16 protein-coding genes are annotated in these 15057 nt (G+C 59.1%); 9 read left to right on the forward strand and 7 right to left on the reverse strand.

Features of this window, described 5'->3' with window-relative positions; translation table 11 throughout:
* Positions 1–83 precede the first annotated feature (83 nt).
* Positions 84–362 (forward strand): SelT/SelW/SelH family protein, encoded by a 279-nt coding sequence (locus QPL95_RS12295; protein WP_303291276.1) that lies wholly within the window; start codon positions 84–86, stop codon positions 360–362.
* 40 nt (positions 363–402) lie between these two features.
* Here the strand turns inward: QPL95_RS12295 and QPL95_RS12300 are convergent, their stop codons facing one another.
* The gene (locus QPL95_RS12300; RefSeq protein WP_303291277.1) at positions 403–981 is read right to left on the reverse strand and encodes an NAD(P)H-dependent oxidoreductase; all 579 of its coding nucleotides are present in this window, start codon (positions 979–981) and stop codon (positions 403–405) included.
* 213 nt (positions 982–1194) lie between these two features.
* Between QPL95_RS12300 and QPL95_RS12305 the strand changes: the two genes are divergently transcribed.
* On the forward strand, positions 1195–1938 hold the full coding sequence (locus QPL95_RS12305; RefSeq protein WP_303291279.1) for a class I SAM-dependent methyltransferase: 744 nt from the start codon (positions 1195–1197) through the stop codon (positions 1936–1938).
* 28 nt (positions 1939–1966) lie between these two features.
* Here QPL95_RS12305 and QPL95_RS12310 read toward each other — a convergent pair whose 3' ends face one another.
* From QPL95_RS12310 to pdhA, 4 genes are all read right to left on the reverse strand, one after another.
* Positions 1967–2512: a copper chaperone PCu(A)C gene (locus QPL95_RS12310; RefSeq protein WP_303291280.1), complete on the reverse strand. Its 546-nt coding sequence runs from the start codon at positions 2510–2512 to the stop codon at positions 1967–1969.
* A gap of 81 nt (positions 2513–2593) precedes the next feature.
* A complete protein-coding gene (locus QPL95_RS12315; RefSeq protein WP_303291281.1) occupies positions 2594–3718 on the reverse strand; it encodes a dihydrolipoamide acetyltransferase family protein in 1125 nt (374 codons plus the stop codon).
* Between the two features lie 10 nt (positions 3719–3728).
* Positions 3729–4733 carry an alpha-ketoacid dehydrogenase subunit beta gene (locus QPL95_RS12320; protein WP_303291283.1) on the reverse strand — a complete coding sequence of 335 codons (1005 nt, stop codon included), beginning with the start codon at positions 4731–4733 and terminating at the stop codon, positions 3729–3731.
* The gene (pdhA, locus tag QPL95_RS12325; RefSeq protein WP_303291284.1) at positions 4730–5809 is read right to left on the reverse strand and encodes a pyruvate dehydrogenase (acetyl-transferring) E1 component subunit alpha; all 1080 of its coding nucleotides are present in this window, start codon (positions 5807–5809) and stop codon (positions 4730–4732) included. The genes QPL95_RS12320 and pdhA overlap by 4 nt, the downstream gene beginning before the upstream one ends.
* 301 nt (positions 5810–6110) lie before the next feature.
* Here pdhA and QPL95_RS12330 point away from each other — a divergent pair, with 301 nt between their 5' ends.
* Positions 6111–6830 (forward strand): tellurite resistance TerB family protein, encoded by a 720-nt coding sequence (locus QPL95_RS12330; RefSeq protein WP_303291285.1) that lies wholly within the window; start codon positions 6111–6113, stop codon positions 6828–6830.
* 98 nt (positions 6831–6928) lie between these two features.
* Here the strand turns inward: QPL95_RS12330 and QPL95_RS12335 are convergent, their stop codons facing one another.
* Together QPL95_RS12335 and QPL95_RS12340 are read right to left on the reverse strand one after the other, a co-directional pair.
* The gene (locus QPL95_RS12335; protein WP_303291287.1) at positions 6929–7267 is read right to left on the reverse strand and encodes a zinc ribbon domain-containing protein YjdM; all 339 of its coding nucleotides are present in this window, start codon (positions 7265–7267) and stop codon (positions 6929–6931) included.
* Between the two features lie 40 nt (positions 7268–7307).
* Positions 7308–7874 (reverse strand): histidine phosphatase family protein, encoded by a 567-nt coding sequence (locus tag QPL95_RS12340; protein ID WP_303291288.1) that lies wholly within the window; start codon positions 7872–7874, stop codon positions 7308–7310.
* 278 nt (positions 7875–8152) lie between these two features.
* Between QPL95_RS12340 and QPL95_RS12345 the strand changes: the two genes are divergently transcribed.
* The 6 genes from QPL95_RS12345 to QPL95_RS12370 all read left to right on the forward strand — a co-directional run bounded on the left by QPL95_RS12345 (position 8153) and on the right by QPL95_RS12370 (position 15018).
* Positions 8153–8605 carry a YaiI/YqxD family protein gene (locus tag QPL95_RS12345; protein ID WP_303291289.1) on the forward strand — a complete coding sequence of 151 codons (453 nt, stop codon included), beginning with the start codon at positions 8153–8155 and terminating at the stop codon, positions 8603–8605.
* Between the two features lie 84 nt (positions 8606–8689).
* Positions 8690–10477, forward strand: a complete 1788-nt coding sequence (locus tag QPL95_RS12350; protein WP_303291290.1) for an ABC transporter ATP-binding protein — start codon at positions 8690–8692, stop codon at positions 10475–10477.
* Positions 10478–10560: 83 nt separating this feature from the next.
* The gene (locus QPL95_RS12355; protein ID WP_303291291.1) at positions 10561–11334 is read left to right on the forward strand and encodes an ABC transporter ATP-binding protein; all 774 of its coding nucleotides are present in this window, start codon (positions 10561–10563) and stop codon (positions 11332–11334) included.
* A complete protein-coding gene (locus QPL95_RS12360) occupies positions 11324–12250 on the forward strand; it encodes an iron-siderophore ABC transporter substrate-binding protein (protein ID WP_303291292.1) in 927 nt (308 codons plus the stop codon). The genes QPL95_RS12355 and QPL95_RS12360 overlap by 11 nt, the downstream gene beginning before the upstream one ends.
* On the forward strand, positions 12240–14270 hold the full coding sequence (gene fhuB / locus QPL95_RS12365; RefSeq protein ID WP_303291293.1) for a Fe(3+)-hydroxamate ABC transporter permease FhuB: 2031 nt from the start codon (positions 12240–12242) through the stop codon (positions 14268–14270). Before QPL95_RS12360 ends, fhuB begins: the two co-directional genes overlap by 11 nt.
* Positions 14257–15018 (forward strand): (2Fe-2S)-binding protein, encoded by a 762-nt coding sequence (locus QPL95_RS12370; RefSeq protein WP_303291294.1) that lies wholly within the window; start codon positions 14257–14259, stop codon positions 15016–15018. Before fhuB ends, QPL95_RS12370 begins: the two co-directional genes overlap by 14 nt.
* Positions 15019–15057 lie beyond the last annotated feature (39 nt).

Raw genomic sequence — 15057 nt, forward strand, 5'->3', positions numbered from 1 at the left:
ATCCGCTCCCTCAGAAAAAAGAAACTATCCTCCTACTTTGATAGCATGACTGTCCGATTTATTCCTGCAGGAAGCATTACCGTATGGCAACGCGAATCACTATTCATTACTGCACTGGCTGCAACTGGATGCTGAGATCCACCTGGATGGCACAGGAATTATTGTCCACATTCGATGGAATGATTGACGAGCTCACGCTTAAGCCCGGCTCCGGCGGGATTTTTGAAGTTTATGTCAACGATACCCGCATCTGGTCCCGAAAAGACCAGGGAGGCTTTCCGGATATCAAGCAGCTGAAACAGCTTGTGCGAGACGAGATAGCCCCGGATCATTCGCTGGGGCATTCCGATAAACCCGCGTAAAAGGGCTGAGTTCATTCAAGCACGATGGTTCTTCATGGTGTCACACCGATAAGGCGTGCTGCGCGACCTTCTTTAACCACCTCGCCCGCTTGGCGGGAGTAGCATAACGAACGGGGCCAATGGCGGTAATTTTTACAGGTTTGATTCCGCAAAACTCGAGGATGGTTCTCTTGATCTGATTGTGTGCAGGCATTCTATACACCAACCGGAAATACCAAGGCGGTGTGTCCATGGTCATAATGACGTGTGCACTTCGGCCGGACAGTAATCTATCCCAGAGCTGAGAGTTTTCACGATACTTAAAGGCGAAACCTGGTAAAAAGACGCGATCAAACATCCCTTTCAGCAAAGACGGCATAGACCCCCACCAAATCGGGTAAACAAACACGAGATGGTTTGCCCAGGTAATCGCGTCCTTGATCTCTTTTAAGCCCGGTTCAAGCTCCTGCCTTTGGTTATATCCATGGTGCAGCGTTGAATCGTAGACTATGTCTCCGAGCCTGAAGACTTTGACACTGTGGCCTGAGCCTTCGGCAGCTTTTGCATAGGCACTGGCAAGGTCGCCACAATAACTGTCTGAATCAGGGTGACCGAGAATAACCGCGATTTTTTTGGACATAAGTTCCCTGTCTCTATAGCCTGACGCCTTGTCTTTTCAGCGTAGTAGAGCTCAAACCACCCTCTCCGGCAACCGCTATTTTGTCAGGACAGAGCCGAAATCAACAACATTAAAGATTCCACCACTCCTTTGCTATAAAATAGCGCTCCCCAAAAACGCCCGACCGCTGCTGATCGCCAGAGGTGATTCAGCAAACTCTGCAGAGGCTTTCCATTGTCTATCAACGCCTTATACACCGACCTGTCGGGCTACTACGATCTGATGTGTGCCGATATCGATTACCCGGCACAGAGTCACGGCGTTCGGCGCCTGCATCAGCTGTTTGGCAACGGTGGTACGCAGCATCTGGACCTGGCCTGTGGAACCGGCCCCCACCTTCGCCACTTCATCGATTACGGTTATCAATGCCAGGGCCTGGACATCAATCAGCCCATGCTGGATGTGGCAGAAAAACGCTGCCCCGAAGCCCTGTTCAGCCTGGGGGATATGTGCGCGTTTCAGGTGGAGCAACCCCTTGATCTGATCACCTGCTTTCTCTATTCGATTCACTACAGCGCGGGCATCGAAAATCTCAAGGGATGCGTCCTCAGTGCCCACGATGCGCTGGCTGAAGAGGGTGTATTCTGCTTTAACGCCGTGGACAAAACCCGGATCAACAACAATCTGTTTGTCAGCCACACGGCCCGGCACGATGACAGCGAGTTTACTTTCCGTTCCGGCTGGCAATACAGCGGACAGGGTGAGCAGCAGTCACTGCGGCTCAGCATCGACAAAATCACGCAGGGGGTCAGCCAATCCTGGCAGGATGAACACCCCATGGTGGCGCTGAGTTTTCTCGAGTTAGAAAAATTGCTGGAGCCGCTGTTTGAGGTGCACATTTTTGAGCACGATTACGAGCGTATCGCACCCTGGGACGGCGAGTCCGGAAACGCCCTTTTTGTCTGCATCAAACGCTGAGCGGCTCCGGACCAGGATCTGAGCCGCCTCAGTGTTTCATTTTGGAATGATCCATCTTCGAGTGGTCCATAGGCGTGCCATCCAGCGGCTGAACCACCAGCTCAATATCCATGTCGTCCGCACCGTCAAAGTCCAGCTGCACCGGAATTTTCTCGCCTTCAACCAGGGGCTGGGCTAACTGCTCCAGCATCAGGTGATAACTGCGGGGTTTCAGTTCCACGGTTTCGCCGGCCGGAATGGCCAGGCCACCCTTCACCGGCTGCATGCGCATTACGCCTTCGTGCATGGAGGTTTCGTGGATGGAAACATGGCCGGCTCTCGGGCTCTGTGCCGCAACCAGGGTGATGTCCTGCTCGCCGTTATTGGTGATGGCCAGGTACCCCACTCCCATGGGCGTGCCCGGCGGTGTTGGCCGGCTCCAGGGGTTGTCGATCTGGACCTTGCCGTGCCCAGCATGGTTACCATGATCAGCCGCCAGTAACGGTGTTGCCAGGGTGGCACAGGCCAACAGCAGCGCGGAGGTCAGTTTATTGAATCGGTTCATGGTGTCTCGCACGGTGATGGTTTCAGGCATTTGAAGGCCCTTAGTGTTGTCGCCAACGCGCCGGATGGCAAGTGCCCGGAACAGCAGGCCGGCGACCACCGGCCCGCCCGTTCAGCCTGCTTTCTGCAACGCATCGACCAGCGCGCCCAGAAACCGCGAGGCTTCGCCGCCGGTGGCAGCCCGGTGGTCGAAGGTCAGGGACAGGGGCAGAATGCGACGAATGGTCGCAGCGCCATCATATGGCACCACCTTCTCCCGAATACGCCCGGCGCCCACGATAGCCACCTGGGGCGGGCTGACAATGGGGTTGGCATACTGGCCGGTCATGGTGCCGAAATTGGACAGGGTGATGGTGGCTCCCTGCATCTCCTTCGGCGGAATCTTGCGGGTGGCCACCGCTTCCCGCAGGTTCTCCAGCCCTTTGCGCAGGTCTTTCAGGTTACGGTGGGTAATGTCTCTCAGTACCGGCACAAACAAGCCGTCGGGCGTATCCACGGCAGTGCCTACGTGCACCTCGCTCAGTAACTGGCGGCTCAGGTTGTCGCCATCAAACCAGCAGTTCAGCTCCGGCACCGCATCGCAGGCTTTCCCGATGGCCTGGACCAGGCGCATGGTGGTGTCACTGCCCTTTTTCCAGTCGCCGATATCCACATCCTCAAAAATGGAGACTGGCACTACCTGAGCATGGGACAACGCCATGTTTTTCGCCATGGTGCGGCGGGTACCGCGCAGGGGCTCCGCATCGCCCAGCTGTTTCTGGTGGCTGGCCTGTTTGTGCACATCATCCGAGGTGATCAGGCCGCCGGGCCCGCTGCCTTTGATGGTTTCCAGGCTGACACCCAGTCGCTCCGCCAGCGCCCGCACCCCGGGAGTAGCCCGGTTGGCGCGGGCCCGCTTGCTGGAGGCAGCAGCGCCGACGATGAACTGGTCTTTCTGAGCGCCCTGCCCATCCCCTTTGCCGGAGGATTTCAGCTCACCCACCACCGTACCGGTGTCGTCACCCGCCCCTTCAAAGGCCAGCAGGGGTTCGCCAGTGTGAATGATGTCGCCGGGCTCGCCGTAGAGTTTGGCGATGGTGCCGGCCTGCGGCGACGGCACTTCCACAATGGCCTTGGCGGTTTCTACGCTGACCAGTACCTGGTCCGCTTCTACGGCATCGCCCACCTTGATATGCCATTCAACAATTTCAGCTTCCGGCAGGCCTTCGCCCAGATCCGGGAGTTTGAAGTTTTTCATGGTTGGCCTCCTAGAGCGCGATCACCTGTTCAACGGCAGTTACAATGTCTTCCACCTGGGGCAGGTAATACTGCTCGTTCCGGTAGTAAGGCATCACAGTGTCGTAGCCGGTTACCCGCACCACCGGCGCCTGCAGGTCCAGAAAAGCCGCTTCGGCAATGGAAGCGGCCACCTCCGCACCCACTCCGCCATTTCGGCAGGCTTCATGGATAATCACCGCCCGGCCGGTTTTGGCGACCGAGCACAGCAGGGTTTCCCGGTCCAGCAGGCTGACGGTGGCTATATCGATCACCTCGCAGCTCACGCCCTGCTCTGCCAGTTTGTCGGCCGCTTGCAGGGTTTCCATCACGCAGGCACCCCAGGTGATCAGGGTCACGTCATCGCCTTCTCGCAGGGTGAAGCAGGTATCCAGCGGCAGCGCCTCGCCGTTGTCTTCGACGCTTTGGGTCACCGCCCGATAGATGCGTTTGGGCTCCAGAAAGATCACCGGGTCCGGATTGCGGATGGCCGCCAGCAGCAGGCCATAAGCCCGTTGTGGCGAACTGGGGATGACCACTCGCAGGCCAGGAATATGGGCAAACAGGGCTTCGGTGCTTTCGGAGTGATGTTCCGGCGCATGGATACCACCGCCGAACGGCGCCCGGAACACCAGCGGGCAATGCAGCCGGCCCCGGGTGCGGTTACGCATGCGCGCCGCGTGGCTGACAATCTGCTCCATACCGGCATAGATAAAGCCCATGAACTGGAACTCTGCTACCGGCTTCAGGCCCTGGGTGGCCATGCCGATGGCGGTGCCCGCAATCAGGTTTTCCGCCAGCGGTGTGTCCATCACCCGCTTGAATCCGAAGGCTTCTTTCAGACCCACCGTGGCGCGAAACACGCCGCCATTGGTGGCAATGTCTTCGCCCAGCACCACCACGTTTTCATCATCCGCCATGGCCCGGTGCAGGGCCATGTTGACCGCTTCCACCAGGGTCACGTCACGGGTTTCATTCGAACGCTTTGCCGTAATCATGCGGCACCTCCCCGGTATTTGTTGGCGATCTGATCACGCTGGGGTTGCAGCGCGGCCGGGAGGGTTTCAAACAGATAATCCAGCATAGCGGTGGGTGGCTCGGCTTCGGTGGCCAGGTATTCCTCCACGGCCTGTTCTACGGCTTGCTTGCAGTCCGCCTGCAGGGCTTTCTCCTTGTCCGGGCTCCAGTGTCCGCTGTCATGAAGCCAGTTCTGCAGGCGCTTGATGCCATCCTTTTCCCAGGCTCGCTTGAGGTCTTCGGCGGTGCGATAGCGGGTGGCATCATCCGCGGTGGTGTGGTCACCCAGCCGGTAGGTGACCGCTTCAATCACCGTGGCGCCCTTGCCGCCATGGGCCCGTCCCAGAGCCGCATCCAGCGCTTCAATCGTCGCGAAGTAGTCGTTGCCATCCACAATGTGGCCCGGCAACCCTGCACTGATGGCTTTCTGGGCGATGGTTTCGGCGCCGCTTTGCAGGCTGCGGGGGGTGGAAATGGCCCACTGGTTGTTGATCACCACAAACACCACTGGCAGGTGCCAGGCACCGGCCAGGTTGATACTTTCCAGAAAGTCACCCTTGGAGGTACCGCCATCGCCAATGCAGCACACCACCGCCCGCTGCTGGTCGCGAATTTTCATGGCCGAGGCGACACCTACGGCATGGCAACACTGGGTGGCAATGGGTACAGAAATTGGCAGGTCTTCCGGGCAGTTCTGCCAGGCGCTGCCGCGCTCGTCGCCGCCCCAGTACAGCAGCAACTCCCTGAGGCTGACGCCCCTCAGAATTTGCGCAGCCTGGTCCCGGTAGTAAGGCACAAACACATCGGACTTCGCCATGCCCTGGCCAATGGCCGTGCCCACCACTTCGTGCCCCAGCACAGAGGGATAGGTACCGCATTTTCCGGTACGTTGCAGGGCAATGGCTTTGGAATCGAAGGTGCGGGTCAGCACCATGTTGCGATAGGCGGCCAGAACCCTGTCGGTGTTCCCGGCCTGGGGCGGCAGCTCACTCAGGGGCTTGCCGTGATCATCCAGATAGCGGGTGCTATCCACATGAAACTCGTGGAGCTCTTTCATCCCATCCTCCTGTCCCCCGGCTTCAAGATAAAAGCCTGGCTGCTCTAAAGCCTGCTTGTGGCCGGCAACGGCAGCGGTGGGGTGGTTCGTCTTGTTGTTGGCGCGGGTTACACGCTGCGGGATTTCTCCGGGTGCTAACGGGCACCCTGTTTAATATTTAGACGATGGTTTGGAAATGATCAAAGGAACTTTACGGGCAGGCGCCTGACAATACGTTCATCCCGGATTCATGTTGGTTATGGTTTATTGTGGCTAAACTCAATGAGCAGACACGGGCAACACCCCTCGAAGGAGCTGAACAATGAACGTCATGTCGGTACTGAATCAGATTATGGGCCAGGCTCAAGGTGGCCAACCCCGAAGCGGCGGTGGAATGGATATAAACAGCCTGGTGGGCAGCTTGGGCAATCAGGTCTCTGGCGGGAGTAGCGGCAGCGGGATTGATGTCAAGAGTCTGCTGGGCGGCGGTGCTCTGGGCTTGATGCTGGGTTCCAAACGCGGCAGGAAGATGGGCGGCACGGCGCTGAAATATGGCGCTCTTGCAGGTGTAGGCGCGCTGGCGTGGAAGGCCTACCAGAATTACCAGAGCAACGCACAGGGCGCCCCGCAGCAAGCGCCAGCCCAACAGGGCCGGCCACTGGAACAACTGCAGGGTGCCGAGCAGGAAAAGCGTGGCCTTGAGATACTGCAGGCCATGATCATGGCGGCCCGAGCTGACGGCCACGTAGACGCCAACGAACGCGCACTGCTCACTCAGGAAATCGAAAAACTGGGGCCAGACGACGAATTACACAACTGGATTCAACAACAGTTTGATGCCCCGCTGGACGCCCAGGCGCTTGCCAAAAACGCAGATTCCCCCCAGGCAAGCCGGGAAATCTACGTGGTCAGCGCCGTGATGATTGATGATCAGAACGCCATGGAAAGAGCGTGGCTGGACCAACTGGCCGCGGCCCTGAACCTCGACCCCGGCCTGGCCAAAGAGCTTGATCAACAAGTGCGGGCCGTCAGCCAGGCCTGAGACTCAATCATCCCACCGTTCATATTGCTGGCCTTGCCGCAACAGCCAATAGGTAACCCCCAAAGCCAGGGTGGTTGCGGCAATGGTCATCAAAGCGGTCAGGCCTTTTTAACAAACTCTGACTTAAGCTTCATAGCACCCACGCCATCCACTTTGCAATCGATATCATGGTCGCCATCTACCAGCCGGATGTTCTTCACTTTGGTGCCGACCTTAACCACCAGACTCGAACCCTTCACCTTCAGATCCTTGATGACCGTAACGGTATCGCCGTCCTGAAGCTCGTTGCCGTTCGAATCCCGAACCACCTTGCCGGCCGCAGCCTCCGCCTGCTCAGCAGCGGTCCACTCATGCCCACATTCGGGACAAACCAGCTGAACGCCGTCTTCGTAGGTGTATTCAGAATTGCACTGGGGGCATGGGGGCAGTTGAGACATTATCATTTCCTGTTAATTGAATGAGCGCAGCATTATAACACTACCGCCCCGGTGAAACCCTCGCCAACACCTCCGGGCTCTCCGACAGCGGCAACGCCAGTATCACCCCTTCGTTAGACCGGGGAAACACCCCCGTCAACGCAGTCACGTTCACCTGATGCGACACCAGCACCACCGGCGCTCCAGGCTCCAAATCGTTAACCAGCGCAATCGTCTGTCGGGTCTGGGTATCGCCATCACCCCGATTCCGAAAAAAAGAATTCAACACCGGCCACGCCGTCACCGCGCCCATATCCATTTCGCGGGCCGTGTCCATGCACCGACACCACTGACTGGAAAACACCCGGGCCTCGGTTATCCCGTGATTCCCCAGCAGGCGCTTCCACAATCTCGCCTCTTCCCGACCGGTCTCGCTCAAATTACGCTGCGTGCTGCAATCATTCACATTAAACCCCGCCGGATCGCCCGTACCGGGGGCCAGAGCATGTCGCATCATCAAAACAGCTCGCCCCTCCCGGAGCGCAGCCCAGGCTTCGTCCTCGGAAGCGATTCCGTTAGCGGGTGAAGATGCAAGAACGATCAAAAGCCATATCAGCAGAACCTTCATAGTCTTCCCTCAGCTCTCAGATTCTTGACCAAACCGCGGCGGTACCCGAGCAGTCAGAACAGTGTCATTGGGGGCCGCTTTCCAAAAAATTCGATGGCCACGGATGGCCTGAGAGAAGCGCACATGGATGTGCTCGTAGCGGTTTTTGGAAAGCGGCCCCCAATGACACTGGCACCCAAACCTGACGGCTAATCAATAAATACGCGACCCAAAACTAACAAGCTCACCCAATGAAAGGTTAAAATCACCAAAACCCAATCCAACGAAGGAAACCCGACATGCCAATCTGGGTCGACGCCGACGCCTGCCCCGTACCCATCCGGGAAATCCTCTGCCGCGCCGCTACCCGCTGGCAAGTCCAGACCACCTTCATCGCCAACCACGCCATCACCCTGCCACCAAGCCCCTACATCAGCCGCCGCCAGGTACCCCAGGGATTTGATGTCGCCGACAACGAAATCATGGACCAGATGACCAAAGGCGACCTGGTGATCACTCAGGACATTCCCCTGGCCGCAGAAGCCATCGAAAAAGGCGCCGACGTGTTCAACCCCCGGGGACAGGCCTTTACCAAAGAGAATATCCGCCAGCGCCTGGCCATGCGTAACTTCATGGAAGAAATGCGCAGTGCCGGTCAAGTCACCGGCGGCCCCGCACCCTTGGGCCAGGCCGACCGAAAGGAGTTCGCCGATCAACTCGACCGTTGGCTGCAACGCAACACCCCCAAGTGATAATGATTCTATTTTAAAATAACGGAGAATCCGCTACCCTTCCTGCCTTTGGCAAGCCCAGCCACAGCAAGAAGGAAGCGGATTATGTCGTCAAACAGCCCTCACACCAGCAGCGTCGCCGCCCTTGGCCGACTGCTTCGATACGCCCGGGGCTATCGCCGGCAGATCATTGCAGCCACTACCTGTTCGATCATCAACAAGCTCTTCGACATTGCTCCGGAGATTTTGATTGGTGTCGCTATTGATGTGGTGGTGAACCAGGAGGAAAGCTTCGTTGCCGGCCTGGGCTTTGAGACCGCACAGGAGCAGATCACCATCCTGGCGGTGCTCACGTTCTTCATCTGGGCCGGCGAGTCCATCTTCGAATACTTGTTCCAGATCCTCTGGCGCAACCTGGCCCAGCGCCTGCAGTCCGACCTCCGGCAAGACGCCTACGAACACGCCCAGGGTCTGGACATGAGCTTCTTCGAAGCCACCAGCTCCGGCCAGCTGGTGGCCACCATGAACGACGATGTGAACCAGCTAGAGCGATTCCTGGATGGCGGCGCCAACGCCATGATCCAGGTAGGTGTCACGGTAGTGGCGGTGGGCGCCGTGTTCTTTGTGCTGTCACCCCTCATCGCCTTGCTGGCATTCACACCCATCCCCCTGATTATCTGGGGCGCCTTCTATTTCCAGCGTAAGGCCGGCCCTCTCTACGCCGATGTGCGAGAGAAGGTGGGTGACCTGTCCAGCCGACTGGCCAACAACCTTGGTGGCATCGCCACGATCAAGAGCTTCACCGCAGAACAGCGGGAAGCCAAACGCCTGAAGGACGCGAGCGAAGCCTATGTTGATGCAAACCGCCGCGCCATTCGCATCAGTTCGGCGTTTATTCCGGTGATTCGCATGGCCATTCTGGCCGGTTTCCTGGCTACCTTCACGGTTGGCGGCATGATGGCACTGGAAGGCAGCCTGAACGTGGGCGCTTACGGAGTTCTGGTGTTCCTCACCCAACGCCTGCTCTGGCCCCTGACCGGCCTGGCGGAAGTGATCGACCTGTTTGAACGGGCCATGGCCAGTACCCGGCGGATTCTCGATCTGCTCGCCGAACCGGTAAACGTTCGGGATGAAGCCGGCAAGACACTCGAACAGCCAGTACGTGGAAAGGTCTCATTCAACCAGGTGAGTTTCCGTTACGCCGGCAGCGGCGCAGGCATACAGGACATTACCCTGAACGTTCCTGCAGGCAATACCCTGGCGTTGGTAGGGGCGACCGGCTCCGGCAAGTCCACATTGATCAAGCTGTTATTGCGGTTCTACGACCCCTCCCATGGAGACATCCGGATTGACGGCCAGCCCATTCGTGAAGTGAGCCTGAAGTCCCTGCGCGATGCCATTGGCCTGGTTAGCCAGGATGTCTACCTGTTTGAGGGCAGCATCCGCGACAACCTGGCCTATGGCAAACCGGATGCCAGCGAAGAAGAGATCATTGATGCCGCCCGTACTGCCGAAGCCTGGTCCTTCATTGAGGCACTGCCGGAAGGCCTGGACACACCGGTTGGTGAGCGGGGCATTCGCTTGTCGGGAGGCCAACGTCAAAGACTGTCACTGGCCCGGGCGCTGCTGAAGAATCCCCCCATACTGGTGCTGGACGAAGCAACCAGTGCCGTGGATAACGAAACCGAAGCCGCCATCCAGCGCTCGCTCAAGCGCATTGGCCATAATCGCACGGTGATCATGATTGCCCACCGGCTGTCTACCATTGTGGATGCGGATACCATCGCCGTGGTTGAGAATGGCCGGATTGTCGAGGAAGGCGACCACGACAGCCTGATACGCAATAACGGCGCCTACGCTGCACAATGGCGCGTGCAAACCGGGCAGGCGTAAGTAGGCCACACCTCCACACAGATAATATTGATAGGTATTCGCATTTAGATTATCCTGCCAGCCAAAGAAACAGGGGAATCTGAATGTCCGCGTTTTTCGAAGTCCGCGAACTCGCCGTCCACATTAGCAGCACGGCTATCCTTCAAAACATTAGCCTGGCCTTTAACGAAGGCCAGGTAACCGCCCTGCTTGGTCACAACGGCTCAGGCAAATCCACGTTGTTGAAATCACTGGCCAGGCAGATTCCAGCCTGTGCCGGTGAAGTCAGGCTTGAGGGTAAAACCGCGAAAAGCCTCGGCGCCCGCGCCTTTGCCCGGATTGTCGGCTACCTGCCCCAGCACCCGCCCGGCACCGATGGCCTGACGGTAAGGGAGCTGGTGGCACTGGGCCGTTATCCCTGGCGAGGCCCGCTTGGCCGATACAGCGAGGAGGATCACTCGCTGATTGATCAGGCTATCGCCGATACTGACCTCAAACCGTTTCAGCATCGCTCTGTCGATACCCTGTCCGGTGGTGAACGCCAACGGGCCTGGATTGCCATGTTGCTGGCTCAGCAAACCCGCTGCCTGCTATTGGATGAACCCATCTCCGCCCTGGATGTGAAACACCAGGTGGAAACGCTGCGCCTGGTGCAGCGCCTTGCCAGCCAGCGAGAACTGACCGTGATTGTGGTACTGCACGATGTCGATCTGGCCTCCCGCTTCTGCGACCGGTTGGTGGCCTTGAAATCGGGCCAGGTGGTGGCCGATGGCACGCCGGCAGAGATCATGGACAGTCAGATTCTGGAATCGATTTACAGCGTTCCCATGGGCGTGATGGAGCGGGCACCGGGGCAATGGGTTTCCTATGTCCACTAACCCGAAAGCCCTGATGCTTGGCGCCCTGCTTCTTCTGCTGCCGATTGCGGGAACGGCCCAGACCTGGCAACACGAAGGCGGCACGCTAACCCTCGACGCCCCCCCTGAACGCATTGTCGCGCTGAACTGGGCCGCCACCGAATCCCTGCTATTGCTGGGTATCACCCCCGTTGGCGTGGCCGACAAGGCCGGCTACGCCACCTGGGTTCAGGAGCCGGAACTGCCTGAGGGTGTTGCCAATGTCGGCACACGGGTCGCTCCCAGCCTCGAGGCGATTGCAGAGCTGAAACCCGATCTGATCGTCACCAGCACCGAAATGGCTCCGGCGGCGGAACTGTTGGAACGAATTGCGCCCACCTACGTCATCAGCGTGTACAAAAAAGGCGCTCGACCGTACGACAAGGCCCGGGAAATGCTGACAACGCTGGGCGAAATCACCGGTCGGAAAGATCGCGCAGCGGCGGTACTGGCCGATATCGAACAGACCCTGAACCAACAGCGGAAGCGACTGGAACAAGCCGGCATCACCGACAAACCGGTTGCTCTGGTTAACTTTTTGGATGACCGCCATGTACGTATCTATGCCCCCAACGGTCTGTTCCAGACGGCTCTGGATAGCCTTGGGTTAACCAATGCTTGGCAACAGCCAGGCAACTATTGGGGATTTTCAGCCATAGGCCTCGAGTCTGTGGCGGATGCCAGGAACAGCCGCATCGTGGTGATAGAACCCCTGGTGCCAGGGCTAGCCGACAGTCTGGCCAACAGCCCGTTCTGGACCTACCTGCCACCAGTGCGAGACGAGGAGATCTACCGGATTCCTGCTGCCTGGCCTTTCGGTGGCGTATACCCGGTGAAACGCCTGGCCGTTGCCCTGACCAAAGCTCTGATGGAAGGGGGCAGCGACAATGTCCGCTGAATCTACCCTGCGCGCTTCCAATCGCCCGGAAGTTCCCGCCAGGCTGCCCGTTGCAGTCGCTCTACTCTGGCTGGCCGCACTGGCCACCAGCGCCTTGCCCTGGCTCGATCAGCTGCATCTTTCACAGATTCTCGCTGCGTTCTGGACCTTTGATGGCCATCAGTATGCCTCGGTTCTGGCCCACTTCAGCTGGGCACCAAGGGTCTCCATCGCGGTACTGATTGGCTGTGCACTGGGGCTGGCCGGAGCCGTTACCCAGCAGGTGCTGGGTAACCCACTGGCTTCACCCACCACCCTGGGCGTGGAGGCCGGGGGCCAGTTTGGCGTTACACTTGCGACCCTGTTTGCGCCAGGTTTGCTGGCCTTCAGCCCTGACCTTGCCGCAGTGGCCGGCGGCTTGCTTGCCATCGGTCTGGTAATAGTGCTCACATGGCGACTCGGCTTCTCGCCGGTCACCGTGATTCTGGCCGGGCTGGTGGTTACCTTTTTTCTCGGTGCCATCAACATGGCATTCCTGCTGCTGAAAGGTGAATGGCTCGGCAACCTGTTTATCTGGGGCGCGGGATCTCTGGTGCAGAACAACTGGGCCCCCTTCTTTGATCTGCTCCCCCGGGTACTGGTTATTGCTGCTGTGATGGTGGCCCTGATGCGCCCGCTACAGCTGCTTCAGCTTGGCCAGGCATCGGCAAACTCACTGGGGGCGAAAGTCTCACTGCTTCGTGCTGTTGCGCTGTTTCTGGTAGTAATCATGAGCTCGGTGGTGGTCAGCCGGGTGGGCGTAGTGGCCTTTGTGGGGTTGGCTGCACCGGTATTGGCGAGGCTGCTGGGTGCCAGGAGCCTGACTGAACGGTTGCTTTGGAGCACTCTGGCCGGCGGAGGCCTGCTATTGCTGGCTGATACCCTCGCGCAGTGGGCCACCACCTGGGATGGCGGCTCGCTGGTGCCTACCGGCACCACCACGGCATTGATTGGCGGGCCTATCATTCTGCTTGCACTTCAAGGCTTCCGTAACACGCACCATATGCCCGGTCAGGACAGCAGCCCCGCGGGGTTTCTGCCCCGCCGGCGACATCCCGCAATGGTCGCCGCAGCCCTGTGCTCTATACTGGCTCTGACCATCATTCTCTCCATGGGCTGGTCTCCGGGCCTTGAGGGCTGGAACTGGACGCCCGTGGCACAGTGGACAGACGCGTGGGTATGGCGAGGCCCGAGATTAATGGCCGCCATCCTCGCCGGCATGGCACTGGGCATGGCCGGCACCCTGATCCAGCGGATGACAGGGAACCCCATGGGTAGCCCTGAATTGCTGGGCATCAGCGGCGGTGCGGCGTTAGTGATGGTGGTTCTGGTTCTGACCGGACTCGAGATCGGCCGGCTTGGCCAACTGGCGGCGGCCACGGCGGGTGCCGCCGGTGCCCTGGGGCTGTTACTGCTTCTGGCCCGCAAGCACCACTTCGCCGGCAATCAACTGTTGCTTGGCGGCCTGGCACTGTACGTATTCATGGATGCCGGCCTGAGGCTGGTGATGGCTTCTGGAGGCACCGTTGCCTCTCGCCTGCTGAACTGGATGTACGGTTCAACCTGGCTGATCTCCGAATCCGAAGCCTTCGGTTTACTGGCTCTGGTGGTCAGCCTCGGTGCCTTGCTGTTGCTTGCCCTGCGACCACTCACACTGTTGCCGCTGGGCGAAACATCGGCCTCGTCCCTCGGGCTGAGGGTACCGCGGGCACGGCTTCTGCTATTGGTGCTGGCTGCCGTGCTTACCGCAGCGTCGACCGTGGTCATCGGGCCATTAAGCTTCGTCGGATTGATCGCCCCGCACCTGGCCCGGGTACTGGGCCAGCAAACCGTGGGCCGGCAAATGCTGGTCGCGGCCCTGGCCGGCGGGCTCCTGCTCTCGCTGGCTGACTATCTGGCCCGTATTCTGGTGTATCCCAATCAGTTACCCGCGGGGCTGCTGGCCGCCCTGGTCGGCGGCTTGTACTTCTTGTGGGGGCTAAGCCGTCATGGTCGCGGCTGAGGCAGCAACGCAATGGCTGACGGATTACCACAATCTGTTGGCCCGCCACGGCCTTGACGGCAATGCGCTACTGAACAACGCTCTGAAACCCGCCAACCGCGAACAACCCGCGTTGTTTTCCCTTGCGCAGCTCCTGGCGAACCCTGGCCTTCTGCAACAACAAGTCCGCGAGGACTATCCAGATGCTGATCACCCGCGACTTCGCAAGGCGCGGCTTTCTGTCCTGCATCAGAGCCTGGCGCTTCAGATTATCGGACCACTGGTGATCCGGCTGTTCCGGGATGGCAGCAGTGTGGCCCTGAATCCCGAGCGTGTTTTTCTGTGCCGGGAACCATCTGGGCCAGAGGGCCAGTCCCGCTGGCAATATGCGACCAGTTCACAGGAACGCCTTGAGCCTGAGGCGTTCATACAGTCTCTGAGTGGGCAGATGCAGGACTGGTACGGCGTATTCCGACAGCATTACGGTGTCAGCCCGGGGGCCTACTGGAGCAGTGTCGGGCTGACGTTGGGGGCGCCCTATTCGGTGGTGTGGAACCGGGTTAATCCGGAGGAGTTGTGTAAACAGGCCGGTAGCTGGCTGGCGCAGTTCAAATGCGAAGCCAACCGCTATATTGACTGGATTCCGGCGGAATTCAGCCAACAGCGGTGCGCCATCCCTCAGCGCAAAGGGTGCTGCCTCAAATATTTATTGCCCGGAGGCGGCTATTGCGGGACGTGTGGGATCTATCGTAAAGAACGTCTGGGCTGAAACAATAAGGGCAGCCAGCACCGCCAGCTGCCCTGACAC

Origin of the sequence: Marinobacter sp. SS5-14b, assembly GCF_030541005.1 — a bacterium.
Lineage (GTDB): Bacteria > Pseudomonadota > Gammaproteobacteria > Pseudomonadales > Oleiphilaceae > Marinobacter.